This window comes from Amycolatopsis methanolica 239 (assembly GCF_000739085.1).
Taxonomy (GTDB): Bacteria; Actinomycetota; Actinomycetes; order Mycobacteriales; family Pseudonocardiaceae; genus Amycolatopsis_E; species Amycolatopsis_E methanolica.
Genome location: NZ_CP009110.1, coordinates 4,293,725 through 4,316,985 on the forward strand (window position 1 = coordinate 4,293,725; position 23,261 = coordinate 4,316,985).

General features: G+C 72.5%; 25 protein-coding genes. 7 read left to right on the plus strand and 18 right to left on the minus strand.

The window, feature by feature from the left end:
- Window position 1 precedes the first annotated feature (1 nt).
- From AMETH_RS20800 to AMETH_RS20845, 10 genes are all read right to left on the minus strand, one after another.
- The gene (locus AMETH_RS20800; RefSeq protein WP_410468236.1) at window positions 2-1,483 is read right to left on the minus strand and encodes a glycoside hydrolase family protein; all 1,482 of its coding nucleotides are present in this window, start codon (window positions 1,481-1,483) and stop codon (window positions 2-4) included.
- Between the two features lie 55 nt (window positions 1,484-1,538).
- Entirely contained in the window at window positions 1,539-2,471 is a 933-nt protein-coding gene (locus AMETH_RS20805) for a GNAT family N-acetyltransferase (protein WP_223842888.1), read from the minus strand.
- The gene (gene aroQ / locus AMETH_RS20810) at window positions 2,468-2,899 is read right to left on the minus strand and encodes a type II 3-dehydroquinate dehydratase (protein ID WP_017983084.1); all 432 of its coding nucleotides are present in this window, start codon (window positions 2,897-2,899) and stop codon (window positions 2,468-2,470) included. The genes AMETH_RS20805 and aroQ overlap by 4 nt, the downstream gene beginning before the upstream one ends.
- The gene (aroB, locus tag AMETH_RS20815; RefSeq protein WP_017983085.1) at window positions 2,896-4,005 is read right to left on the minus strand and encodes a 3-dehydroquinate synthase; all 1,110 of its coding nucleotides are present in this window, start codon (window positions 4,003-4,005) and stop codon (window positions 2,896-2,898) included. The genes aroQ and aroB overlap by 4 nt, the downstream gene beginning before the upstream one ends.
- Window positions 4,002-4,505 (minus strand): shikimate kinase, encoded by a 504-nt coding sequence (locus AMETH_RS20820; RefSeq protein WP_017983086.1) that lies wholly within the window; start codon window positions 4,503-4,505, stop codon window positions 4,002-4,004. Before AMETH_RS20820 ends, aroB begins: the two co-directional genes overlap by 4 nt.
- Window positions 4,502-5,713: a chorismate synthase gene (aroC, locus tag AMETH_RS20825; RefSeq protein WP_026153215.1), complete on the minus strand. Its 1,212-nt coding sequence runs from the start codon at window positions 5,711-5,713 to the stop codon at window positions 4,502-4,504. Before aroC ends, AMETH_RS20820 begins: the two co-directional genes overlap by 4 nt.
- Before the next feature lie 553 nt (window positions 5,714-6,266).
- A complete protein-coding gene (locus AMETH_RS20830; RefSeq protein ID WP_017983088.1) occupies window positions 6,267-6,737 on the minus strand; it encodes a prepilin peptidase in 471 nt (156 codons plus the stop codon).
- Window positions 6,738-7,544: 807 nt separating this feature from the next.
- On the minus strand, window positions 7,545-8,174 hold the full coding sequence (locus AMETH_RS20835) for an anti-sigma factor family protein (RefSeq protein WP_017983089.1): 630 nt from the start codon (window positions 8,172-8,174) through the stop codon (window positions 7,545-7,547).
- Window positions 8,171-8,683 carry a sigma-70 family RNA polymerase sigma factor gene (locus AMETH_RS20840; protein WP_017983090.1) on the minus strand — a complete coding sequence of 171 codons (513 nt, stop codon included), beginning with the start codon at window positions 8,681-8,683 and terminating at the stop codon, window positions 8,171-8,173. Before AMETH_RS20840 ends, AMETH_RS20835 begins: the two co-directional genes overlap by 4 nt.
- Window positions 8,680-9,069, minus strand: a complete 390-nt coding sequence (locus AMETH_RS20845) for a hypothetical protein (RefSeq protein WP_017983091.1) — start codon at window positions 9,067-9,069, stop codon at window positions 8,680-8,682. Before AMETH_RS20845 ends, AMETH_RS20840 begins: the two co-directional genes overlap by 4 nt.
- 114 nt (window positions 9,070-9,183) lie before the next feature.
- Here AMETH_RS20845 and AMETH_RS20850 point away from each other — a divergent pair, with 114 nt between their 5' ends.
- Window positions 9,184-9,630, plus strand: coding sequence for a Rieske (2Fe-2S) protein (locus AMETH_RS20850; protein ID WP_026153216.1), 447 nt, complete (start codon window positions 9,184-9,186; stop codon window positions 9,628-9,630).
- Between the two features lie 20 nt (window positions 9,631-9,650).
- On the opposite strand, the gene AMETH_RS20855 is transcribed toward AMETH_RS20850, so the two are convergent.
- From AMETH_RS20855 to AMETH_RS20865, 3 genes are all read right to left on the minus strand, one after another.
- Window positions 9,651-10,544: an IS982 family transposase gene (locus AMETH_RS20855; RefSeq protein ID WP_017983093.1), complete on the minus strand. Its 894-nt coding sequence runs from the start codon at window positions 10,542-10,544 to the stop codon at window positions 9,651-9,653.
- Window positions 10,545-10,669: 125 nt separating this feature from the next.
- The gene (locus AMETH_RS20860) at window positions 10,670-11,122 is read right to left on the minus strand and encodes a PTS sugar transporter subunit IIA (RefSeq protein WP_017983094.1); all 453 of its coding nucleotides are present in this window, start codon (window positions 11,120-11,122) and stop codon (window positions 10,670-10,672) included.
- Window positions 11,119-11,427 (minus strand): PTS sugar transporter subunit IIB, encoded by a 309-nt coding sequence (locus tag AMETH_RS20865; protein ID WP_081617564.1) that lies wholly within the window; start codon window positions 11,425-11,427, stop codon window positions 11,119-11,121. The genes AMETH_RS20860 and AMETH_RS20865 overlap by 4 nt, the downstream gene beginning before the upstream one ends.
- Window positions 11,428-11,518: 91 nt before the next feature.
- Here AMETH_RS20865 and AMETH_RS20870 point away from each other — a divergent pair, with 91 nt between their 5' ends.
- The 6 genes from AMETH_RS20870 to AMETH_RS20895 all read left to right on the plus strand — a co-directional run bounded on the left by AMETH_RS20870 (window position 11,519) and on the right by AMETH_RS20895 (window position 16,687).
- Entirely contained in the window at window positions 11,519-12,286 is a 768-nt protein-coding gene (locus tag AMETH_RS20870; RefSeq protein ID WP_017983096.1) for a GntR family transcriptional regulator, read from the plus strand.
- A 41-nt stretch (window positions 12,287-12,327) separates the two neighbouring features.
- Window positions 12,328-13,518 carry a PTS transporter subunit EIIC gene (locus AMETH_RS20875; RefSeq protein WP_017983097.1) on the plus strand — a complete coding sequence of 397 codons (1,191 nt, stop codon included), beginning with the start codon at window positions 12,328-12,330 and terminating at the stop codon, window positions 13,516-13,518.
- Window positions 13,519-13,531: 13 nt separating this feature from the next.
- Window positions 13,532-13,798, plus strand: coding sequence for an HPr family phosphocarrier protein (locus AMETH_RS20880; RefSeq protein ID WP_026153218.1), 267 nt, complete (start codon window positions 13,532-13,534; stop codon window positions 13,796-13,798).
- Window positions 13,799-13,850: 52 nt separating this feature from the next.
- Entirely contained in the window at window positions 13,851-14,666 is an 816-nt protein-coding gene (locus AMETH_RS20885; RefSeq protein ID WP_017983099.1) for a serine hydrolase domain-containing protein, read from the plus strand.
- Between the two features lie 501 nt (window positions 14,667-15,167).
- Window positions 15,168-15,863, plus strand: a complete 696-nt coding sequence (locus AMETH_RS20890) for a S1 family peptidase (RefSeq protein WP_026153219.1) — start codon at window positions 15,168-15,170, stop codon at window positions 15,861-15,863.
- A 2-nt stretch (window positions 15,864-15,865) separates the two neighbouring features.
- Window positions 15,866-16,687, plus strand: coding sequence for a S1 family peptidase (locus AMETH_RS20895; RefSeq protein ID WP_017983102.1), 822 nt, complete (start codon window positions 15,866-15,868; stop codon window positions 16,685-16,687).
- Window positions 16,688-16,725: 38 nt separating this feature from the next.
- Here the strand turns inward: AMETH_RS20895 and AMETH_RS20900 are convergent, their stop codons facing one another.
- The 5 genes from AMETH_RS20900 to alaS are packed head-to-tail and all read right to left on the minus strand — an operon-like array spanning window position 16,726 to window position 23,232.
- Window positions 16,726-17,667 (minus strand): D-2-hydroxyacid dehydrogenase family protein, encoded by a 942-nt coding sequence (locus tag AMETH_RS20900; RefSeq protein ID WP_026153220.1) that lies wholly within the window; start codon window positions 17,665-17,667, stop codon window positions 16,726-16,728.
- A gap of 10 nt (window positions 17,668-17,677) precedes the next feature.
- Window positions 17,678-18,493 (minus strand): shikimate dehydrogenase, encoded by an 816-nt coding sequence (locus AMETH_RS20905; RefSeq protein WP_017983104.1) that lies wholly within the window; start codon window positions 18,491-18,493, stop codon window positions 17,678-17,680.
- A gap of 13 nt (window positions 18,494-18,506) precedes the next feature.
- Complete coding sequence (mltG, locus tag AMETH_RS20910) at window positions 18,507-20,087, minus strand: endolytic transglycosylase MltG (protein ID WP_081617566.1); 1,581 nt, start codon at window positions 20,085-20,087, stop codon at window positions 18,507-18,509.
- Window positions 20,084-20,575, minus strand: coding sequence for a Holliday junction resolvase RuvX (gene ruvX, locus AMETH_RS20915; RefSeq protein ID WP_017983106.1), 492 nt, complete (start codon window positions 20,573-20,575; stop codon window positions 20,084-20,086). The genes mltG and ruvX overlap by 4 nt, the downstream gene beginning before the upstream one ends.
- Entirely contained in the window at window positions 20,572-23,232 is a 2,661-nt protein-coding gene (gene alaS, locus AMETH_RS20920) for an alanine--tRNA ligase (protein WP_017983107.1), read from the minus strand. Before alaS ends, ruvX begins: the two co-directional genes overlap by 4 nt.
- Window positions 23,233-23,261 lie beyond the last annotated feature (29 nt).

The following is a 23,261-nucleotide window of genomic DNA, read 5'->3' on the forward strand; positions in this document are numbered from 1 at the left end:
TCTAGCCGAGCGCGGGGCCTGCCGGGTAGCCGCGCCACTGCGCCGGGGTCACGTCCTCGGTCGACGAGCCGTTGGCGATCACCGCTTCCGCCCGGCGCACCGGGTAGAGGCGGCCGTCGTCGAGCAGGAAGCCCACCCCCAGCCCGGCGGCCCGCAGCGCGCGCGTGCCGGACTCGAGCCGGGCCGCGACCGGGAACTGGTTCAGCACGTCCAGCCGGGTGTCGAGCACGTGCCCGGCCAGTTCCTGCGCCACCGAGCGGCGGTCGATCCGCACGACCTGGCCCGAGACGACGAGGTCCATGGTCCGCACCGGCGAGGGCATGGCGAAGCCGTCCAGCACCGTCAGCGCACGCTGCGGGTCGGCGCACGCGTTGACGCCGACGATGTCCAGCCCGAAGCGCCGCAGGTCGGTGGGCGCGCCCGCCTCGCCGGTCACGGTGGCACGCACGACGTCCAGCGGGACGCGCCCGCACGGGTCCTTCGCCGACACCGGCGCGTGCCCGTCCGGCCGCCGGACCAGGCCCGGCCCCTCCCGCCACACGCCGGGGATCAGCAGCGGCTGGAACGGGGCGCGCAGGAAGTCGCGGTCCCAGAACGTGATGGTGGTGCCGTCAGCGGTCTCGTGCGCGATCGCCCACGCGTTCAGCGCGTCGATCCACATCAGGTCCGCGCTGAACGCGTCGACCAGCGACTTGGTGCGCGGCGCGTTCGTGCCGGCGACCGCGGCGAACCCGGCCTCCCCCAGCGCTTCTACGCCGCTGCCGAACGCCGGGTCCTTCGACCGCAGCACGAACTGGCCCGCGCCGTTCCAGCCGGCGGCGAGGCCGGTGGTGTCGGTGAACATCAGGTAGAACCAGCCGTCGAGGTACACCGCGGCGGGCTGGCCCGCGCCGTAGAGGTTCTCACGGTGGGTGTCGTGGGCGGGGTCGACGATGGGCCTGCCGCCGTTCGCGCGCTGCCAGGTGATCCCGTCGGTGCTGGTCGCCAGGCCGATGGAGTTGCCGAGCGCGTGGTCGCCCGCCGCGCCGGTGTAGTACTGGTAGTAGGTCCCGTCGACGCGGATCACTGACGGGTCGCAGGCGTGCGCGCCGTCGAACTGGCCGGGGTTGCCGGACAGCACGGCGGGCGGCACGGATCCGCCGGGGCCGGTGAACGGCCCGTCCAGCGAGGCGGACTCGGCGTACAGGATGTCGTCGCCGGGCGGCGGCGAGCCGGGGTACTGGCTGCACCACCACATCCGGCTGGTGGGGCCGTCGGCCATCAGTGTGGGGCCGTAGTTGTAGGGCGCGCCGGGGCCGCCGGCCGCGACGACGCCGGGGCTTTCGCGCGGCGTGTCGGTCTTGAGCTGGACCTCGGCGGGCGTGGCGGTGGTGGTCTCCGGCTGGGCGCCGCCGACGACGCCCTTCCCGGCGCCCTCGGCCTGCGGCGGCACGCTGCCGGTGCACCCGGCCAGTGCGGAGACGGCGAGCACCGCGGCCAGCATCGCGCCGAGCACCCTGCGTCTGCCCACCCGTCGTCCTTCCGTTTCGCCAGCAAGCTCAGTGTAGAGACTGATTAACCCGGTCGAGTGACACCCGGGGATTCGGCGACCAGTTCGAGTTCGAAGCCGTCGGCGTTCCCCAGATACGCGGCGTGATGATCAGGGCCGCCGGCGTGCGGGTAGCGGTCGGCGAACAGCGGGCGCCAGCCGTGCGCGAGCGCGGCTTCCGCGAGCTGGTCGACGCGTTCGGGCGGGCCGGCGTGCAGCGCCAGGTGGTTGAGGCCCGGCGCGCGGCGGCCGTGCGTGGCGGCGGTGAGCGCCGGGACTGCTCGACGACGAGGTACCCCGCGCCGAGTTTCCAGCTGACGCCGTCGCGCCAGCGCTGGTGTTCCTGCCAGCCGAGTTCGGCGAGGAGCCAGCCGAAGCTCTCCTCGGCGCGCGCGAGGTCGGGCACCCACAGCTCGACGTGGTGCCACTGCCCGAGGGTGGTGGGCAGCGCGACGAACACGCGGTGCGGCCCGCCGTAGTGCTCGCCGCCGCCGACGTCGGTGAAACCCAGGCGGTGCACCAGTTTCCGGCTGGCCACATTGGACTCGTGGACGAGCGCCCACACGGCGGGCAGCCCGAGCGCGGCGAAGGCGTGGCGCGGCAGCGCGGCCGCCGCCTCGGTCGACAGTCCCTGGCCGCCGTGGGCGGGGTCGAGGAAGTACCCGATCTCCACGAGGTCGCCGGACAGCTCGGCCGAGGGCCGCAGGTGCGCCAGTCCGATGACGTCGCCGTCGCGCTCGACGACCCAGTGGCCCGTGCCGTCCGGCCCGGTGCAGGCGAGGCGCCGCTCGACCGAGGCCCGGCACTGGTCCGGGTCGCCGAGGTCGGCGGCGAGGAAGCGGCTCGTGTCCGGGCCGGCGAAGACCCGGACGATCGCTTCGGTGTCGGCGGGTTCGAGGCCTCGCAGGCGCAGCCGGGCGGTTCTGAGGTCGGGGACGGTCATCCGGCGTTGGCGGCGAGCCAGCGCAGGGCGAGCGGGTAGCCGTCGACACCGAGCCCGGCGATGACGGCCGTGGCGATGTCGGAGAGCACGCTGTGGTGGCGGAACGCCTCGCGCTTGTGCACGTTGGAGATATGCAGCTCGATGAGCGGTGCGGCGAGCTGGGCGGCAGCGTCCCGCACGGCGATCGAGTAGTGCGTCCAGGCGCCCGCGTTGAGCACCACGGGGTTCCTACCGTCGGCGGCTTCGTGGAGCCAGCCGACCATCTCGCCCTCGTGGTCGGTCTGCCGGACCTCGACGTCGATGCCCAGTTCGCCGCCGGTCTTGACGCACAGCTCCGCGAGGTCGGCATGGGTGGTGGAGCCGTAGACGGCGGGCTCCCGCTTCCCGAGGCGGCCGAGGTTGGGGCCGTTGAGCACGAAGACCTTCACAGCAGCACCCTCCCCCCGTCGGACTGACGCGGGCCGGCGACCGCCGAGTACGCCGCGGCCAGCAGGGCCGGATCGGGGCCTTCGAGGCGCCCCGGTTTGGCCAGGCCGTCGAGGACGACGAAGCGGAGGACGCCGGACCGGGTTTTCTTGTCCTTGCGCATGGAGTCGATCAGCTGCGGCAGGGCGTCCGGGTCGTACTTGGTGGGCAGGCCGAGCAGTTCGAGGATGCGGGCGTGCCGTTCGGCGGTCTCGTCGTCGAGCCGCCCGGCGAGGCGGGCCAGCTCGGCGGCGAACACCAGGCCGACGCTGACCGCCGCGCCGTGGCGCCAGCGGTAGCGCTCGCGGCGCTCGATGGCGTGGCCGAGGGTGTGCCCGTAGTTGAGGATCTCGCGCAGGTCGGACTCGCGCAGGTCGGCGGCCACGACGTCGGCCTTGACCTGGATCGAGCGGCGCACCAGCTCGCCGAGGACGCCGCCGGCAGGGTCCGTCGCCGCCTCGGGGTCGGCTTCGATGAGCTCGAGGATGCGGGGGTCGGCGATGAAGCCGGCCTTGACGACCTCGGCCATGCCGGCGATCAGTTCGTTGCGCGGCAGCGTCTCCAGGGTGGCGAGGTCGACCAGGACGGCGCTGGGCTCGTGGAAGACGCCGACCAGGTTCTTACCCGCGTCGGTGTTGATGCCGGTCTTGCCGCCGACGGCGGCGTCGACCATGCCGAGCAGCGTGCTCGGCACGTTGACCAGGCGGACGCCGCGCATCCAGGTGCCCGCGACGAACCCGGCGAGGTCGGTGACCGCTCCCCCGCCGAGGCCGATGACGACGCCCTGGCGGTCCAGGCCGATGCGGCCGAGGACCTCCCAGCAGAACCCGGCGACGGACAGCGCCTTGCCGTCCTCGGCGTCGGGGATCTCGACGCGGTGGGCGTCCAGCCCGGCGGCGTTGAGTTCGTCGCGCACGGCTTCGGCCGTGGTGGTGAGCGTGGGCTGGTGGATGATCGCCACGCTGGAGGCGCCCTTGACGGCCTCGGTGAGTTCGCCGAGCAGGCCGCGGCCGACGACGACCGGGTACGGCCGGGCGGTGCGGACCTCGATCCGGACCGGGTCGGTCACTGGGTCTCCTCCAGGGCTAGTTCGCGGGCGATGGCGTCGACGATCTCGGCCGGGGTGCGGTCGTCGGTGGACACCTCGATCGTGGCGACCGAGCGGTAGACCGGCAGCCGCGCTTCGAGCAGCGAGCGGTAGGTGGCGCGCGGGTTGACCCCGGCGAGCAGCGGGCGCGCGGTGGACAGGCCGACGCGTTGCACACCCGCGGCGAAGCCGACGTTGAGGAAGACCACCGGGTGGCCGACCAGGCGCTTCTGGGTGCCCTCGGCGAGGACCGCGCCGCCGCCGACGGAGAGCACCCCGTCGTGCTCGGCGAGCGCTTCGGCGATCACTTCCTCTTCGAGCGCGCGGAAGGCCGGCTCGCCGTCCTCGGCGAAGATCTCCGCGATGGGACGGCCGGCGCGGGCGACGATGTCGTCGTCGCTGTCGCGGAACGGCACGCCGAGGCGCTGCGCGAGCAGCGGCCCGACGGTGCTCTTGCCGGACCCGGGCGGGCCCGCGATCACGATGCAGGGAGGTTGGCCCACCGTTCCTCCAGTGCCGCGAGGTAGGACTCGGCGTTGCGCTTGGTCTCGGCCAGCGAGTCGCCGCCGAACTTCTCCAGTGCCGCGTCGGCGAGCACGAGCGCCACGACGGATTCCAGGACGACCCCGGCGCGGGGCACCGCGCACACGTCGGAGCGCTGGTGGATCGCGACGGCGGGTTCTCCGGTGACGACGTCCACAGTGGACAGCGCACGCGGGACGGTGGAGATGGGCTTCATCGCGACGCGCACGCGGACAGGCTCGCCGTTGGTGATGCCGCCCTCGAGGCCGCCGGCGCGGTTGGACCGGCGGGTGACGCCGACCGGGCCGGTGCCGCGGTCGATCTCGTCGTGGGCCTTGCTGCCCCAGCGGCGGGCGGTGGTGAAGCCGTCGCCGACCTCGACGCCCTTCATGGCCTGGACGCCCATGAGCGCGCCGGCGAGGCGCGCGTCGAGGCGGCGGTCCCAGTGGACGTGGGAGCCGAGCCCCGGCGGCAGCCCGTAGGCGATGACCTCGATGACGCCGCCGACGGTGTCACCGGCCTGGCGGACGGCGTCGACCTCGGCGATCATGGCGTCGGTGGCTTCCTGGCCGAACGCGCGGACCGGGGACTCGTCGACCGCGGCGAGGTCGGCGGGCCCGGGCAGCGGCCCGTCGGGCGCGACGGCCCCGCCGATGGAGACGACGTGGCTCACGATTTCCGCGCCGAGCAGCTGGCGGAGGAAGTTCCGGGCGACGGTGCCCAGTGCCGTGCGGGAGGCCGTCTCGCGGGCGCTGGCGCGCTCCAGCACGGGGCGGGCCTCGTCGAAGCCGTACTTCTGCATGCCGGGCAGGTCGGCGTGGCCCGGGCGGGGGCGGGTGAGCGGCTCGTTGCGGGCGAGGCCCTCGAGCTCGGCCGGGTCCACCGGGTCGGCCGACATGACCTTCTCCCACTTGGGCCACTCGGCGTTCTCGATGTGCACCGCGACCGGTCCGCCCTGGGTGACGCCGTGCCGGACGCCGCCGAGGAACTCGATGTGGTCGGTCTCGAAGCCCATGCGGGGGCTGCGGCCGAACCCGAGCCGCCTGCGCGCGAGCTGCTCGCTCACGTCGGCGGTGGTGACCTCGACCCCGGCCACCATCCCTTCGAGCACGGCCGCGAGGGCCGGACCGTGCGATTCACCAGCGGTTATCCAGCGCAGTACCACCAGACGATCCTGTCATGACGGTTGTCGCCCGGTTCAGGCGGCTCCGGCGGGCGGGGACACACCCGCGAGCGGCGCGCGCCGGGGCGGGGTTGATGTGGTCCGCCCGCTGGTCGTGCCCGTGGATCCTGGGTGGGGCGCGACGCCCACGGCTGCCCGAGCGCGACGCAGCGCCAGTGGCCACCCGAGCGTGGCGCGGCGCCGGAGGCTGACCGGGGTGACGTGGCGCCCGTAACTGCCTGGGTGGGGCGCGACACCCACGGCTGCCCGAGCGCGACGCAGCGCCAGCGACTACCCGAGCGTGACGCAGCGCCAGCGGCTGCCTGGGCGTGCGGGGCCGACGGCTCCCCGGGCGAGGAGCGGCGCCCCTCGCTGCCCGGGCGTCGCTGGCTGCCCGACCTCGTCGCTCGCTCGGCTCCCGTGCGGTGCGCGCGGCCAGGCCACGCGAGCGCCATCCGCGGGAGCATGCGGGGCTCGCCGACGGTTGACAGCCGTGGCGGCGCGGGCGCTCGCTCGCCCGAGCGGGCCGGCGGGTCGCCGCCTGTGGCACCGGGGTTGCTCATCCCGGGCGGATCAGGACCAGCGCGGTGGCCGCCGCCAGCAGGCCGGGTCCGTGCGGCACCCCGTTCCGCCAGCGCCGGATCGCGGCCAGGACGGCTGTGACGAACGCGGCCAGCACGGTTGCCACCGGCAACGCGGCCCAGCCCACGGAGCCGAGCGCCGCGCCGAGGGCGCCGGCCAGCTTGACGTCACCGGCCCCCATGGCGTGCGGCGCCACGAGGTGGACCACCAGGTGCGCGCCCCCGAAGACGGCGGCCGCTCCGAGGGCCTTCGCCGGATCCGGCGCCACCGCGACGAGGAGCGGGTACGCGGGCAGCGTGAGCACGTCCGGCAGCCGCCGGTGGCGCAGATCCGCCGCGATCAACGGCACAGCGAGCGCGGCCAGCACGAACGCCGTCCAGGCGGGCGTCAGGACGGCGAGACCCGTCCAGGCCGCGCCGGTACCGAGCGCCACCACGGCGGCCGGCACCGGGGCTTCGGCTCTCCGGAGCAGGCTCGCCGTCCCGGCACCCACTGTCGTTCCGGCGGCGCCGACCACCGCCACGATTCCCCAGTTCACGAACTCAGACTGCGCCCCGGGCAGCGAAATGCCAAATCATGGCGCGCACGAAATTCCCACTCGCACGGTTCCCGTTGTGCGAGTGGGAATTTCGTGGCACACGAGAAGTCCCGGTCGCGAGAGCACGAGAATCCCAGTCGTCTGGCCGGATCGGGCGCGGTCGCACGAGTGGCCCACTCGTGCGGGTGTTGGCCCGCGTGAGAGGGCAGGTCATCGTCGCGCGAAGTTCCCACTCGCGCAGGGACGACAGGTAGTGAAGTGAGTGATTTGAGCGCGCCAGGAATTTGGCACGGACGTGGGTGAGTGAGGTGCGGCAGGAGATTTGGTGCGACAGGAAGGCGAGGCGCGACAAGACGCCGAGGCACGACACGACGCCAAGGTGTGAAAAGACGCCGAGGCGCGACAAGACACTGAGGCGGAGCAGGAGATTCAAGGCGCGTCGGTAACCTGAGGTGCGGCGGGAAATAGGGGCGGGGTGGAATTCAAGCGCGGCGGAACCTAGAGGCGCGGCAAGGAGCTTCGAGACACGATAGGGATCTGACTCCCGTCGGAACCCTCAAGCACGGCGGGGAGCTTCAGGCGCGGCGGTACCTTCAAGCGCGACGGAACCCTCAACGGCAGCAGGGAGCTTCGCCCCGCGATGGGAATTGACGCGCAGCGAGGAGATTCAGGCACGGGCACGGAGATCCGCGAGCGCGGCGCACCGCCTGACTCCCCTCACGGGTGCCACCGCAGCAGCGGCACCCCGCTCGTCGTCCGGATCTCCAGCGCCTTGATCTCCTCCGGCGGCAGGTCCGTGCCGACCGAGATGCGCGCGTCCCGGTCGGGGGTGGCGTTCCACGTCGCCAGTGGAGCGTCCGATCCGTCCGCCCGGATGGCCACCAGCAGGTACCCCGCGCCCTCGTAGGCGCCCCGGTAGCTGCACGACATGTCGACCCGGCTGCCGCCGGACACCGACGCCACCGCGGCCGTCGCCTGGACCGGGTACGCGCCCAGCGGGGTCATGGCCGTCCCGCCACCGCCGTCGGGCTGGGGCACGAATATCGCCGCCAGCACCGCCGCCGCCGCGGCCACCGCCACCCCGAACGTCGTCACCACCCGCCGCCGCCGGGCGCGGCGCACTCCGCGCAACAACGCCGGCAACAACCGGTCCGGTGGCGGCTCCCCCTCGACCATGTCCGGCGTCACCTGCGACAACAACCCGGGCAAGCCGGCCAGCTCGGCCACCGCAGCGGAACACCGCACACAGCCGCGCAGGTGCTCCTCGTATACCGCGCGGTCCTCCGGGGACAGGGCGCCCAGCACGTATGCCGCGTCGTAGGTCACGAACTCGTCGGGCTCGGTCACCGGGTCACCCCCTTCTCCTCAAGCGCGAGCTTCAGCGCCCGCAGCGCGTAGTGCGTCCGGGACTTGACCGTCCCGGCGGAAATCCCCAGCCGTGCGGCCGCGTCGGCGACCGAGAAACCCTGGAAGTAACACAGCAGCAGCACCTCGCGGTGCGCCACGGACAACTCCTTCAACGCCTCCGCCACCAGCCAGCCCTGCAACGCCCGGTCGGTGTCGTCCGGCGTGACCAGCTCGGGCGGCGAATCGGTGGTCACCTCGGAGCGGTGCGCGGCCGACCGCCAGTCGTCGATCGCGATCCGCCGCGCCACCGTGAACAGCCACGCCCGCGCCGAGCCCTGCGTCTGGTCCAGCACCCGCGGGTGCTTCCACGCCCTCAGCAGCGTCTCCTGCACCACGTCCTCGGCGCGAGCCCGGTCACCGCCGGTCAGCCGCAGCGCGTAGGACCAGAGCGCGGCCGCGTGGTCGTCGTGCAGCGCCCGCATCAACTGGTCTTCCGCGCCGTCGGTCACGCGAGCACGCCCTGCTTCCGCCGCACCCGCTGCGCGAACAGCAACGCCACCCCGAACACGACGCACCCGGCCTCCGTGACGACCCCCCACGTCTCGGCGGACGTGGCGAACTGCTCCCGCACCCCGAACAACCCGCCGGGCGTCAGCGAAATCAGGTACGCGCCCAGCGTGGCCGCGCCGAACCCGATCGCGGCCAGCACCGGCAGCCAGTGGCGCCAGAACAGCACGGCCACCGCGATGACCACCCCGGCGACCACGTTGACCAGGAACAACGGCCCGATCGTCTGGATCTCGTCGAAGCCCTCGTTGGCCCACAGGTCCCAGTGCACCCACGCCGACCCGAGCAGTCCGAGGACCACCAGGATCCGCAACAGCCACGCCACCATGACCCGACCTCCTCCACCGGCGATCCTTGCACCCGTTCACCACGGGGCGGAACGCCATCGGGTTCAACCGGCCGCCGGATTGAACCAGGCGGGGGCCGCGACCGTGTCACGGGCATGACTGCTCACTCACCCACCCGCCGTACCGTCCTGACGACCGGGGTCGCCGTGGCAGGCGCCGCCGCGGGCACCGTGGTCCTGGCCGCCTGCGGCGGCGACAGCGGCACGTCCGGAAGCAGCCAGAACACCGGCTCGGCCGCGGCCGCCCCGTCCGGCACCACCGTCGCGGCGCTGAACGACGTCCCGCTCGGCCAGGCGAAGTCGGTCACGGTCGACGGCAAGCCCGCGATCCTGGCCCGGCCCACCGAGACCACCGCCGCCTGCTTCAGCGCCGTGTGCCCGCACCAGGGCGCGACGGTGGCTCCCGAGGGCGACGCCATCAAGTGCCCGCTGCACGGCTCGCAGTTCGACACCCTGACCGGCGCGCTGGAGAAGGGCCCCGCGGACACCGGCCTCACCCCCATCCCGGTCAAGGTCGAGGGCCAGAACGTGGTGACCGCCTAGACGAGTAATGCGTATCTCGGTTAGTGGTCGTAGGCGGTCAGTGATCGGGTGATGGGTTGGCCGGTGGCGCGGTTGTGCCAGATGGCGGCGGTGAGGGCCAGGAGGCGTTGGGCGACGCGGGTTCCGACGCCTTCGATGGTGCGTCCGCCGTGCTGTTCGAGGTCGAGTTGGCCTTTGAGGGTGTCGTTGACTGACTCGATGAGCTGGCGGATGGACTTGAGCAGCGGCTCGCCGGGATGGGGCCGGCGGTTGCGGTAGGACGGTCGGATCAGCCGGACCCCGCGCTCGGTGAGGTAGTGGTCGAGTTCGCGGGAGACGTAGCCCTTGTCGGCGATGATCAGCAGGCCGGGGCGGTCGGTGAGCAGGTGGGGTTCGTGGTCGCAGATCGCCATGAGTACCTGCCGCTCGTCGATCTTCGGGTCCGCCAGCGCCCAGGCCACCGGGAGTCCGGCAGGGGTGCAGACCAGATGCAGCCGCAGTCCCCAGAACCAGCGGGAGTGTGAGCGGCAGAAGCCGTACTTGGCCCAGCCGGCCAGCTCTGAGCGCTTGACCGTCGGTCGGGACCGGCCGCACTCCACCGGGGTGGAGTCGACGATCCAGGTGGTGTCGGTCCACAGGTCGGTATCGGCCGCCAGCCAGCGCATCACGTGCTTGATCAGTGGCAGCGCAGCGCGCAGGCGACGGTTGTAGCCGGACTGGCCGGGCAGGTAGCGGAACGCGCCGGGCATCCGGGCGGGCAGGAACCGCAGCCAGCGGGCCTCGGAGGTGAACCCCAGCAACGCCTGGGCGACGGCCAGCGTGACCAGCTCAGCGTCGGTCAGCTTCGGCGGTCTGCCCATCCGCCGCCTGCCCGCGAGATGGTCGTCGATCTTGACGTAGAGTGCGGTGAGAAGGGTGTTCAGGTCGGTCGTCACAAACTGATCTTGGACACCCTTCACCTCACTCCGGGCATCACCCCGACTTACGCATTACTCGTCTAGGGGCAGCCGTCGCCCACCCCGCCGGCGGCGAAGCGCCGGCCGCGCCGCGCGAGCGGCGCCTAGTCCCAGGTGAAGAGCTGCTCGCCGGCGTCGACGGAGCCGCCGGTGAGCACTCCCGACAGCGCCTCGGCGTCGGCGTCGAGCGCCACCACCGGCACCACCGGTGAGTACCCCGCCGCGGCGACCGCGTCCGGGTCCCAGCTGATCAGCGGCTGCCCGGCGCGCACCGATTCGCCCTTGACGACGTGCAGCGTGAAGCCCTCGCCCTTCTGCTGCACCGTGTCGATGCCCAGGTGCACCAGCACGCCCTGACCACCCGCGGTCGCGACGACGAACGCGTGCGGGTGCAGCGTCACCACCGTCCCGTCGACCGGGCTGAGCGCGTCCTGCCGCCCGCCCGCGGGCAGCACCGCGACCCCGGGGCCGACCATCGACTGCGCGAACACCGGGTCCGGCACCTCGGACATGGGCGTGACCCGGCCCGGCACCGGGCTCAGCACGGTCACGCTCACATCAGGTCCTGGATGTCACTGGCGATCGTGTCCGCCTCCGGGCCGACGACGACCTGCACCACCGACCCCATCTTCATCACGCCGTGCGCGCCTGCCGCCTTCAGCGCGGCCTCGTCCACCAGCGACCCGTCCTCGAGTTCGCACCGCAGCCGCGTGATGCAGCCTTCGATCTCGACGACGTTGTCCGCGCCGCCCAGTGCCGCGAGGATCTTTTCCGGCCTGTCGTCCGCCACGGCGGCCTCCTTCTCTGCTTGCCGAACACGAACCCGTAACGGTGGTTGACACCTGCCCGGGTAGCGGAGCATTCTGCCCCATCAAGAAATGGTCTAGACCGGAACGTACCAATTCCCGGCCGCCGGTGCGACCCCGGAAACCAACCCGAAACCTGGAGGTGGCATGGCGCAGACCGCGACCACCGCCGACCGCGTGGTGGACGGGCCGACGCCGAAACACGCGCAGCTGCGCGAGATCCTGCGGCGCTCGATCGAGCGCGAGCTGCCGCCGGGGTCGCCGATCCCGTCGGAGCGCGAGCTGGCCGAGCGCTACCGGGTGTCCCGGCTGACGGTCCGCTCCGCGATCGGCAAGCTCGTCGAGGAAGGCCTGCTCACCAGGGCCCGCGGGAAGGGCACCTTCACCGCGACGCGGCGCATGGAGCTGCAGCTGTACCTGATGTCGTTCACCGACGACATGCGCCGCCGCGGCCTGACGCCGGCCACCGAGCTGCTGCACTGCGCGCTGGAGACCCCACCCGCGGAGACCGCGGGCGCGCTGGGGCTGGGCGTGCGCGAGCAGGCGTACCGGCTGGTGCGCCGCCGCCGCGCGGACGGCACCCCGCTGGCCGTCGAGCGCGGCTGGTACCACCCGGGCCGGGTGCCCGGGCTGCCGGATCTGGACCTGACCTCCTCGCTGTACGAGCAACTCGCGCAGCGCTACGACCTCCGCTTGGACCACGCCCGCCAGACGGTGTGGTCGGAAGCGGCGGACCGGGAGACGGCGCGGCTGCTCGGCATCCGCGCCGGCGACCCGCTCCTGGTCTTCCGCCGGGTCTCCAGCGCGTCCGGAGTCCCCGTGGAGGACATGACCTCGTGGTACCGGGGCGACCGGTACGAGGTGTCCATGCAACTCGATCGCACAGTCCCCGCCGAACACGGAGGTAACCCGTGAGCGCCACCGTCGCAGATGGAACCAAGGGCAAAGGGAGGGGGATGGCGGGGCTGCAGCGCTTCGGCCGCAGCCTCATGCTCCCCATCGCCACCCTGCCCGCCGCAGGCCTGCTGAGCCGTCTCGGGCAGGACGACCTGCTCGGCAAGGACGGTCTCGGCTGGGACAAAGTCGCCGCCGTGCTCGCCGCGGCAGGCGGTGGCCTGTTCGACTGGCTGCCGCTGCTGTTCGCGGTCGGCATCGCCGTCGGCTTCGCGCGCAAGGGCGACGGCTCGACCGGTGTCGCCGCCGCTGTCGGGTTCGTGGTGTTCAGCAAGGTCGTGCAGGTGTTCGCGCCGATCAGCGACCTGGAAGGCTTCAAGGAGGGCTGGTACCTGCAGCCCATCAAGTGGCCCTACAGCGTGCTGGGCGGCATCGTGGTCGGCTTGGTCACCGCCGTGCTGTGGCAGCGTTTCCACCGCGTGAAGCTCCCGCCGTACCTGGCGTTCTTCGGCGGCCGCCGGTTCGTGCCGATCATCAACTCGGTGGTGCTGCTGCTGATCGGCGTCGTGTTCGGCCTGATCTTCCCGGCCGTGGACAACGCGATGCAGTGGCTCGGTGACGCGGTGACCGGCAACGACGTAGCCGGCGGCGGGATCTACGGCCTGCTCAACCGCCTGCTGCTGCCGATCGGCCTGCACCAGCTGATCAACGTGCCGGTGTGGTTCATCTTCGACGGCGGCGACATCACCAACTTCTTCAACGGCGACCCCAACGCCGGCGCGTTCACCACCGGCTTCTTCCCGATCTTCATGTTCGCATTGCCCGCCGCCGCGCTGGCGATCTGGCAGAGCGCGCGGCCGGGCCAGCGCAAGGTCGTCGGCGGCATCATGATCGCCGGTGCGGTCACCTCGTTCCTGACCGGCGTGACCGAGCCGATCGAGTTCGCGTTCATGTTCGTCGCGTGGCCGCTGTACCTGATCCACGCGGTGCTGACCGGCTTGTCGCTGGCCATCTGCAACGCGCTGGACATCCACCTCGGGTTCTCGTTCTCGGCCGGGTTCATCGACTTCGCGCTGAACTCGTCGGCGCCGGCGGCGAACCGGGCGTGGCTGCTGATCCCGATCGGCCTGGTGTACGCGGTGATCTACTACTTCCTGTTCCGGTGGGTGATCACGAAGTGGAACCTGCGCACGCCGGGCCGGGAGGACGACGCCGAGCAGCCGGCCGCCGACGCCGCCACGCCCAGCAAGTGAGGGAAGGACGAACATGCCGCAACGACGTGTGACCGTCGCCAGCAAGGTGGGCCTGCACGCCCGGCCCGCCGCACTGGTCGCGAAGACCGCGGCCGCGCAGGCCGTGCCGGTGACGATCGCCAAGGACGGCGGAGACCCGGTGCCCGCCGGGAGCCTGCTCAGCCTGATGACGCTGGCGGCCGGCCACGGTGACGAGGTGGTCATCGCCGCCGAGGGCGACGGCGCGGAGGCCGCGATCGACGCGGTCGCCGAACTGGTCGCCAGCGACCTCGACGCCTGATCCGACGGCGGCTGTCCCCGGCGCGGGACAGCCGCCGTTTAGGCTTTGCGGTATGCGGAGCCTCGAGCGGATCGATCAGTGGCCTGCCCCGCACGCGGCGGCGGCCGTGGTGCGGGCGGACGGAACGGTGGCGGGCAGCCACGGCGACACCGCGCGCACGTTCCGGCTGGCCTCGGTGACCAAGTTGCTCACCGCGTACGCGGCGCTGATCGCGGTCGAGGAGGGCGTGGTCGAGCTGGACACGCCGGCCGGGCCGGAGGGTTCGACGATCCGGCACCTGCTCGCGCACACCGCGGGCCTCGGCTTCGACTCCGACCGGGTGATGGCCCAGCCGGGCACGCGGCGCATGTACTCCAACGCCGGCTTCCAGGTCCTCGGCGACGCGCTGGCCGAGCACTCGGGCATCCCGTTCGCCGGGTACCTGACCGAGGCGGTGCTGGCCCCGCTGGGCATGACGTCGACCCGGCTGGAGGGCTCCCCCGGCGCCGGCGGGGTGTCGTCGGTCGACGACCTGGCGCGGTTCGCGGCCGAGTTGCAGGCGCCGAAGCTGCTCGACCCGGCAACCCTGCGCGCGGCCACGTCGGTCGCGTTCCCAGGGCTGAACGGGGTGCTGCCCGGGCTCGGGCACCAGAAGCCCAACGACTGGGGGCTGGGCTTCGAAATCCGCGACTCGAAGAGTCCACACTGGACGGGAGCGGACAGCTCGCCGCGGACCTTCGGGCACTTCGGGCAGTCCGGCACGTTCCTGTGGGTGGACCCGGACGCGGGCGCGGCGTGCGTCGTACTGACGGACCTGGACTTCGGACCGTGGGCGATCGAGGCGTGGCCGCCCTTCACCGACGCCGTGCTGGCAGAACTGCGCGCCTGACCCCCGCACCCAGCGGGCCGCAAGGGGCACTTCGGTGCCCGGAAGGGCAAACACCTTGCCCGGAAGGGCAAACACGCCGGTGGCGCGGCGTGTTTGCCGCCAGGCGCGGCGTGTTTGCTGCCGGGCGCGAGTTGCCGACGCGGGTGATGTGTTGGCCGCTGGGGGCGCGAGTTCGCCGCTGCGGGCGGCGAGTTCGCCGCCGGGCGCGGCGACTTTGCCGCTGCGGGCGGCGAGTTCGCCGCCGGGCGCGGCGACTTTGCCGCTGCGGGCGGCGAGTTCGCCGCCGGGCGCGGCGACTTTGCCGCTGCGGGTGGCGTGTTTGGCGCTGCGGGTGTTGTTTGCCGCCGTGGGCGGGTGGCTGATCGTCGTAGGCCATTTGGGGTGGTTTTTCGCCGGGGGCGGCGGATTGGCGACTTTCGTCGGGTTCTCCGCGCGCTAACTTCTGCCTGTCGCGCACATCGTCGGGCGCGAATACCTCACCCCTGCGGAGGTTTATTCGTCATGCGCATTTTCCGGTGGATATCCGCAATAACCGCCGCGGCCGGGATAGCCGTGGGCGGCGCCGCTCCCGCGGTCGCCGCGGGACCGGCCGTCGAACCGTTCATCATCGGCGGCAGCACCGTCTCGAGCGCGCCGTGGGCGGCGGCCGTGTTCGTGAACGGGCAGTTCAACTGCTCCGGCACCATCATCGCGTCGCGGTGGGTGCTCACCGCGAAGCACTGCCTCGGCTCGAGCATGACCGTGCGCGTGGGCAGCGTGTACCGCTCCTCCGGCGGCGTCACCGCGACCGTCACCAGGCAGGTCGCCAACCCCAGCACCGACTTCGCCCTGCTCCAGCTCGGCACCTCGGTCAGCACCACCTACGCCAGGCTGGCCAGCGCGGACCCCGCGGTCAGCAGCACCAACTCCATCTACGGCTGGGGCCGCACCAGCTACAACGGCTCGGCGGCCGAGCAGCTGAAGACCGCGACCGTCCGGAACACCCGCATCGGCGGCGGCTGCACCGACGCCTACGGCGGCCGCGCGATCTGCTCCACCGGCGTGAGCGGCGTGGCCTGGAAGGGCGATTCCGGCGGCCCCCAAATGGCCAACGGCGTCCAGGTGGGCGTCGCTTCCATGGCGGACGGCAGTTCTTCGCAGATCTACGGCAGCGTCGCCGCGAACCGGTCCTGGATCAGTCAGATGACGGGGGTCTGAAATTGCGGAAATCAATCGGGAAAACGCTCCGGCGCGCCATTCTCGCGACGGCCGCGTTCGCCACCGCGCTCACCGCCGCGCTGACCCCGGCGCAGGCCGCGCAACCGTCCGGTGACACCGTCACCCCGTTCGTCGTCGGCGGCAGCAACGCCACCCAGGGCCAGTTCCCGTGGATGGTGCGGCTGTCCATGGGCTGCGGCGGCGCGCTCATCGCACCGCGCGTCGTCCTGACCGCGGCGCACTGCGTCAGCCGGACCGGCACCAACTCCAGCATCACCGCCACCCTCGGCAGAGTGGACCTGCAGGCGAGCGGGGGCCAGTCGATCAAGTCGACCTACGTCTACCGCAGCCCGCAGTACGCCAGCACCGGCGCGCAGGACTGGGCGCTGATCGAACTGGCGTCCGCGGCCGCGGCGCCGACGCTGAAGTTCGCCGCGCCGGGCGACACCTCGCTCAACAGCGGCACCTTCACCATCATGGGCTGGGGCGCCACCGTCGAGGGCGGCGGCCAGTCGCGCTACCTCAAGTACGCGACCGTGCCCTACGTCAGCGACTCCACCTGCCAGCGGTCCTACCGCAGCGAACTGCAGCCCGCCTACGAACTGTGCGCCGGCTACCCGGAGGGCGGCACCGACACCTGCCAGGGCGACTCGGGCGGCCCGATGGTCAAGCAGAACGCCGCAGGCGAGTGGGTCGAGGTCGGGATCGTGAGCTGGGGCGAAGGCTGCGCTCGGCCGGACTACCCTGGCGTATACGCCGAGGTGCAGTCCTTCTCCGCCAACATCAGCAACCGGATCAGCTCCAGCGGCACGATCGTCCGCTGAGCCAGAGGGGGCGCCTCCCGCCCCGGGGAGGCGCCCCCTCACAGCGTCATGACCCGGACCGGGTTCCCGTCCCGCCACGCGGCGATGTCCTCGACCGCGTCGCGGTAGAAGATCTCGTACACCTCGCGCGTGACGTAGCCGAGGTGCGGGGTCAGCGTGGCGTTGCGCATCGCGCGCAGCGGGTGGTCGGCAGGCAGCGGCTCGATGTCGTAGACGTCCAGCGCGGCGCGGATGCGGCGCTCCCGCAGCGCGTCGAGCAGCGCCTGCTCGTCGATGATCGGGCCGCGCGAGGTGTTCACCAGCAGCGCGCCCGGCTTCATCGCGGCCAGCTCGGCCGCGCCGACCAGCCCGCGGGTTCGCTTGGACAGCACCAGGTGCACCGACAGGACGTCCGCGCGGGCGAACAGGTCCTCTTTGGACACCGCGGTGACGCCATGCTCGGCGGCCCGCTCGGCGGTCAGGTTCTGGCTCCAGGCAATGGTTTCCATGCCGAACGCCTGACCGATGCGCGCCACCTGCTGGCCGAGATTGCCCAGCCCGAGCAGGCCGAGCGTCTTATCGTGCAGCCCGATGCCGACGGTGGACTGCCACGCGCCGTCCCGCATGGCGGCCAGCTCGGTCTCCAGGTGCCGCTGCGCGGCGAGGATGAGCGCCCAGGTGTGCTCGGCCGTCGGGTGGGGCAGGTAGCCGGTGCCGCAGACCGTGATGCCCAGCCGCTCGGTGGCCTTGAGGTCGATGGCCGCGTTCCGGCGCCCAGTGCTCACGAGGAGCTTCAGGTCGGGCAGCCGCTCGAGCACCTCGGCGGTGAACCGGGTGCGCTCCCGCATCGCGACGACAACCTCCGCGCCGGCCAGCCGCCGGACCAGCTCGTCGTGATCGCCCACGTACGAGGTGATCACCTCGACCTCGGCTCCCAGCGAATCCCAGTCCGCGAGGCTCCGCGCGACGTCCTGATAGTCGTCCAGCACCACGATCTTCATGGTGTTCACGCTAGTCCAGGGGCAGCGGCAGGATGCCGCCCGTCGCCTCCCGCAGGGCGTCGCGCATCGCCTCGCGCGGCGCCGGCCTGCCGGTGAAGTGCTCGACCTGGCCGAACGCCTGGTGCAGCAGCATGTCGAGTCCGGTGGCGACCCGTCCGGCGGCCGCCTCGGCCAGCGGCGTCGGCCACGGGTGGTAGATCACGTCCAGCACGCACGGGGCCGCGGCCAGCTCGGCCGCGTGCTCCGCGACCGCCGCGGGCGGCACCGTGCTCACCAGCACCGCGCAGTCGGCGGCGAGCTTGCCGAAGTCCGCCGAGGCCCACACGCGCACGTCGGCCTCGACACCGGCCCGGCCGGCCGCCTCGACCGTCTCCCGTGCCCTGGCCGGGTCGCGGACCACCAGCACCGCGCGCCGGATGCCCAGCTCCGCGAACGCCACGACGGTCGCGGCCGCCGTGCCGCCCGCGCCGAGGACCAGGCCGGCCTCCCCGCCGGTGAACCCGCCGGCACACCGCAGCGCCCCGGCGACGCCGTCGACGTCCGTGCAGTCGGCCAGCCACCCGTCCGCGGTCGGCACCAGCGTGTTGGCCGCGCCCGCCGCCACCGCCCGCGGCGTGGCCGCGCTCGCGAAGTCCAGCGCGGCCCGCTTGCCCGGCATGGTCACCGACAGACCGGCCCACTCCGGGCCGAGCCCGCGCACGAACCCGGGCAGCCCCGCGGCGTCCATCTCGACGCGCTCGTAGGTCCAGCCGTCCAGGCCGAGCGCGGTGTACGCGGCGGTGTGCAGCACTGGCGACAGCGAGTGCCCCACCGGCTTGCCCAGCACCGCCGCCCTGCGCTCAGTACGCACCGCGCTGCCTCGCCAGCGTCTTGTTCTGCTCGTGCTCCGGCAGGTCCGACGCGAAGCAGGACAGGCCGTTCTTCTCGCACTTCACGAAGTACACGTACGTGCCCTGCGTCGGCTCCTCGGCCGCCTGGATCGCCTCCGGGCTCGGCGAGGAGATCGGCGTCGGCGGCAGCCCCGGGATCTTGTACGTGTTGTACGGACCCGGCCGGTTCCGGTCGTCGTCGGTGGTGGTCACGACCGGCTTGTCCAGCAGGTAGTTCACCGTCGAGTCCAGCTGCAGCCGCATGTTCTGCGCCAGCCGGTTGTAGATGACCTGCCCGATGTTCTCGAAGTCCTGCTTCACACCCTCGCGCTCGATGAGCGAGGCGACGATCAACGTCTCGTACGGCGAGCGGCCCTGGAACTTCGACGACGCGGTCAGGCCGGCGGCCTGGATCCGGGTGGCCGACGTCTTCAGCACGTAGCCGAGCAGCTCCTCGGCGGACCAGCCGGGCTTGACGTCGTAGACGCCGGGCGCGACCAGGCCCTCGATGCGGCGGGCGTCGGTCGACCCGGAGACCACCGGCACCGCCCAGTCCGGCGCGCCGAGCGCCGCCAGGTCGGCCTTGGCCGCGGTGTCACGCAGCTGCTCCACCGGGATGCAGGTGCTCTGCCCGTTCAGCTGGGCGCACGATGCCTTCGAGAGCAGGGTGAACACGCCGGGCGTGACCGTGCCGTCGGGCTGCGTGATGTCGTCCAGCTGCGTGCCCGCCCGCACCTGCAGCACGCCGACGCGCGACCCGTCCTGGGTCAGCTTCGCCACCGCCGCGGCGCCGGACATCTTCGTCTTCACGACGTAGTAGCCCGGCTGCAGGCTCAGCACCTTCGAGTTGTCCTCGCTGGCCTTCACGAACGCCTTCGCGCTGGCCACCACCCCGGCCCCGGCCAGTTCCTGGCCGATGGCGCCGGTCGAATCGCCCGCGCTGATCTCGATCAGGACGTCGGACTCGCCGCTGCCCTCGAAGTCGTCGTAGCCAAAGACGGCGTCGATGCCGTACCAGGCGCCGCCGCCGATCAGGGCGAGCACGACGAGCGCGACCAGCCAGCGCAGCGGTTTGCGCTTGCGCCGCGTCTCGACCGGTTCGCCGTCGTCGGGCGGCTCGATGTACTCGGGCTCGGCGCGCTCCTCGTCGGCGTTCTCCGGGTAGTCGTCGTAGTCGTCGTACTCGTAGTCGTCCTCGAGGTGGATGATCTCGGTGGGCGACTCGTCCGGCGGCGGCTGGCGCGGCCGGCGCGGACGCGGCGGCGGGGGCCGCTCGTCGAACAGGTCGAGGCCGTGGTCGGGCGGCGCCGGGCGGCGCGCAGGCGGACGACGCGGCGGCACCGGCGGCTGCGTCGGGGGCGCGGCAGGCGTCGGCGGCGTGGCAGGCGCCTGGGGCTCGGGGCGCGCGTGACGCGGCACGCCGGGACCGCGGGCCGGCATCGGCCGGTCGGCGCCGCGCGGCGGGACCTGCGGCGGCGGGGGCACGGGCGGACGGCGGCGCGGCGAACCGGGGGGCGGCGGGCCGGGACGCGGCGGCTGCTCGCTGGTCATGCCTCACCCGCCCGCGCACGATGGGCGGCCCTGGCGTCGAGCCAGGCCTGCAGGATCTCCACAGCGGCGGCCTGGTCGACCACCGCCCGCTGCTTGCGGCCCTTGACGCCGCGCTGGGACAGCATGCGGGACGCGGTGACCGTGGTGAGGCGCTCGTCGGCGAGCCGCACCGGGACCGGCGCGATCCGGCCGGCGAGGGCGTCGGCGTAGCCGGCGGCGATCTCCGCGGCCGGTCCGTGCCGGTCGGCGAGCGTGCGCGGCAGACCCACGATCACCTCCACCACCTCGTGTTCGGCCACCAGCGCGGCAAGCTGTTCGAGATCGCTGTCGCTGTTCGCATCACGCGACAGGGTAACCAGAGGGCTGGCGAGGATGGGGGCCGGATCGCTCAGCGCCACACCGACCCGGACGGATCCGACGTCGACCGCCAGGCGCCGGCCTGCCCCGGGATCGTGCTCCCCGGGGCGGTCCGGTTTCCGCGCCGTCACCCTGCCGCGACCGCGCCACGCAGCGCCGTGATGGCCTGCTCGATGCCCGCCGGGTTGCTGCCGCCGCCCTGCGCGAGGTCCGGCTTGCCGCCACCGCGGCCGCCGACGGCCTCGGCGAACGAGGGCACCAGCTTGCCCGCCGCGAAGCCCTTGTCGCGGGCCGCGGCCGTGGTCGCGACCACGAAGCTGAGCTTCTCGCCCTGCGGCGCGAACAACGCGACCACGCCGGGCCGCGAGCCGAGCCGGTTGCGGACCTCCTGGGCCAGCGAGCGCAGCGCGCCCGCGTCGATGTCGCCGTCGACCTTCTCCGCGACGACGGCCACGCCCTGGACGTCGGTGGCCTTGTCCGCGAGCGAGCCTGCCGAGCCGAGCACCTGCTGGGTGCGCAGCTGGGCGATCTCCTTCTCCGCGTTGCGCAGGCGGGACAGCACGTCCTCGATGCGGGAGGGCAGCTGGTCGCTGGGCACCTTGAAGGTGTTCGCCAGCTGCGAGACCAGCAGCTGCTCCTTGCGCACGTGCTTGAGCGCGTCGGTGCCCACCAGCGCCTCGACGCGGTGCACGCCGGACCCGATGGAGGAGTCCGAGACCAGCTTGACCAGGCCGAGCTCGCCGATGCGGCCCACGTGGGTGCCACCGCACAGCTCACGCGAGTACTCGCCCATGTCCACGACGCGGACGTTGTCGCCGTACTTCTCGCCGAACAACGCGACCGCGCCCAGCTCCAGCGCCTTGTCCTTGGTCGTGGTGTAGGCCTGCACCTCGACGTCGTTCTGGAGGTAGTCGTTGACCTCCTCCTCGACCTCGGTCAGCACGTCGGTGGAGACCGGGCCGGGGGTGGTGAAGTCGAAGCGCATGCGGCCGGGCGAGTTCAGCGAACCGGCCTGCGCGGCGCGGCGGCCGTAGGCGCCGCGGACCGCCGCGTGCACCAGGTGGGTGGCCGAGTGCGAGCGCGCGATCGAGCCGCGGCGCGTCTGGTCGACCGAACCGGTCACCTCGGTGTCCAGGCCGATCTCGCCCGCGATCACCTCGACGCGGTGCACCCACAGCCCGGGCACGATCTTCTGCACGTCGACGACCTTGGCCTCGCCGCCGGAGCCCAGCAGGACGCCGGTGTCGGCGACCTGACCACCGCTTTCGGCGTAGAACGGGGTGCGGTCGAGGATCAGCTCGGCCTTGTCGCCCTCGCGCACGACCGGCACGCCCTGGCCGTCCTTGAGCAGGCCGATGACCTTGGCCGTGGCCTGCAGGTCGGTGTAGCCGAGGAAGTCGGTCTCGCCGTGCCGCTCCAGCAGCTCGCGGTAGACCGACAGGTCGCCGTGGCCCTTCTTGCGGGCCGCCGCGTCGGCCTTCGCGCGCTGACGCTGCTCCTCCATCAGCGTCCGGAAGCCGTCCTCGTCCACCGACAGCCCCTGCTCGGAGGCCATTTCGAGGGTGAGGTCGATCGGGAAGCCGTAGGTGTCGTGCAGCTGGAAGGCGCGGTCGCCGGCCAGCACGTTGCCGCCAGCCTTCTTCGTCTCCTCCGCGGCGAGGTCGAAGATCCGCGACCCGCTGGTCAGGGTCTGCAGGAAGGCCTCCTCCTCGACCCGCATGACCTCGCTGATCCGGTCGAAGTCGCGCGCGATCTCCGGGTAGGACGGCGCCATCGCGTCGCGCACCACCGCGGCGAACTCGGGCAGCACCGGCTCGTGCACGCCGAGCAGGCGCACCGAGCGCACGATGCGGCGCAGCAGGCGGCGCAGCACGTAGCCGCGCGCCTCGTTGCCCGGGGTCACGCCGTCGCCGATCAGCATCACGCCGGAGCGGGCGTGGTCGGCGATGACGCGGAAGCGGACGTCGTCGGCGTGGTCGGCGCCGTAGCGGCGGCCGGAGAACTCCTCGGCGCGCGCGATCACCGGGCGCACCAGGTCGGTCTCGTAGACGTTCTCCACGCCCTGCAGCAGGTAGGCGACGCGCTCGACGCCCATGCCGGTGTCGATGTTCTTCTTCGGCAGCTCGCCGATCGGCGGGTGGCCGTACTTCGGGCTCTGCTCACCCCGGATGTCCTGCATGAACACGAGGTTCCAGATCTCCAGGTACCGGTCCTCGTCGACGACGGGGCCGCCCTCGCGGCCGAACCCCGGGCCGCGGTCGTAGTAGATCTCCGAGCACGGGCCACCGGGGCCGGGCACGCCCATGTCCCAGTAGTTGTCGCGGCCGTCGCGCGCCTGGATGCGGTCCGACGGGATGCCGGCGACCTTCTGCCACAGGCCGGCCGCCTCCGAGTCGTTCTCGTAGACGGTGACCCAGATGCGGTCCGGGTCGAAGCCGAAGCCGCCGTCGTCCTGGGACTTGGTGATCAGCTCCCAGGCGTTGGCGATGGCGCCTTCCTTGAAGTAGTCGCCGAAGGAGAAGTTCCCGGCCATCTGGAAGAACGTGTTGTGCCGGGTGGTCTTGCCGACCTCGTCGATGTCGCCGGTGCGCACGCACTTCTGGATGCTCGTCGCGCGCGGGTACGGCGGCGGCACCTCGCCCAGGAAGTACGGCTTGAACTGGACCATGCCCGCGTTGACGAACAGCAGCGTCGGGTCGTCCAGGATCAGCGACGCGCTCGGCACCGGGGTGTGGTCCTTAGCCTGGAAGTGCGCAAGGAACCGCTTGTTGATCTCGTGTGTTTCCACTGGTCAGTCCTCGTGGGAATGCGGCGGGC

What these genes read in the sequence shown, in the direction of transcription:
- AMETH_RS20890 (WP_026153219.1), top strand. Translation starts at nt 15,168, where the DNA reads ATGCGCATTTTCCGGTGGATATCCGCAATAACCGCCGCGGCCGGGATA.
- AMETH_RS20900 (WP_026153220.1), bottom strand. Translation starts at nt 17,667, where the DNA reads ATGAAGATCGTGGTGCTGGACGACTATCAGGACGTCGCGCGGAGCCTC.
- mltG (WP_081617566.1), bottom strand. Translation starts at nt 20,087, where the DNA reads ATGACCAGCGAGCAGCCGCCGCGTCCCGGCCCGCCGCCCCCCGGTTCG.
- AMETH_RS20850 (WP_026153216.1), top strand. Translation starts at nt 9,184, where the DNA reads ATGACTGCTCACTCACCCACCCGCCGTACCGTCCTGACGACCGGGGTC.
- AMETH_RS20870 (WP_017983096.1), top strand. Translation starts at nt 11,519, where the DNA reads ATGGCGCAGACCGCGACCACCGCCGACCGCGTGGTGGACGGGCCGACG.
- AMETH_RS20865 (WP_081617564.1), bottom strand. Translation starts at nt 11,427, where the DNA reads ATGCTCCGCTACCCGGGCAGGTGTCAACCACCGTTACGGGTTCGTGTT.
- AMETH_RS20845 (WP_017983091.1), bottom strand. Translation starts at nt 9,069, where the DNA reads ATGGTGGCGTGGCTGTTGCGGATCCTGGTGGTCCTCGGACTGCTCGGG.
- AMETH_RS20880 (WP_026153218.1), top strand. Translation starts at nt 13,532, where the DNA reads ATGCCGCAACGACGTGTGACCGTCGCCAGCAAGGTGGGCCTGCACGCC.
- AMETH_RS20800 (WP_410468236.1), bottom strand. Translation starts at nt 1,483, where the DNA reads ATGCTGGCCGCGGTGCTCGCCGTCTCCGCACTGGCCGGGTGCACCGGC.
- AMETH_RS20805 (WP_223842888.1), bottom strand. Translation starts at nt 2,471, where the DNA reads ATGACCGTCCCCGACCTCAGAACCGCCCGGCTGCGCCTGCGAGGCCTC.
- AMETH_RS20875 (WP_017983097.1), top strand. Translation starts at nt 12,328, where the DNA reads ATGGCGGGGCTGCAGCGCTTCGGCCGCAGCCTCATGCTCCCCATCGCC.
- AMETH_RS20885 (WP_017983099.1), top strand. Translation starts at nt 13,851, where the DNA reads ATGCGGAGCCTCGAGCGGATCGATCAGTGGCCTGCCCCGCACGCGGCG.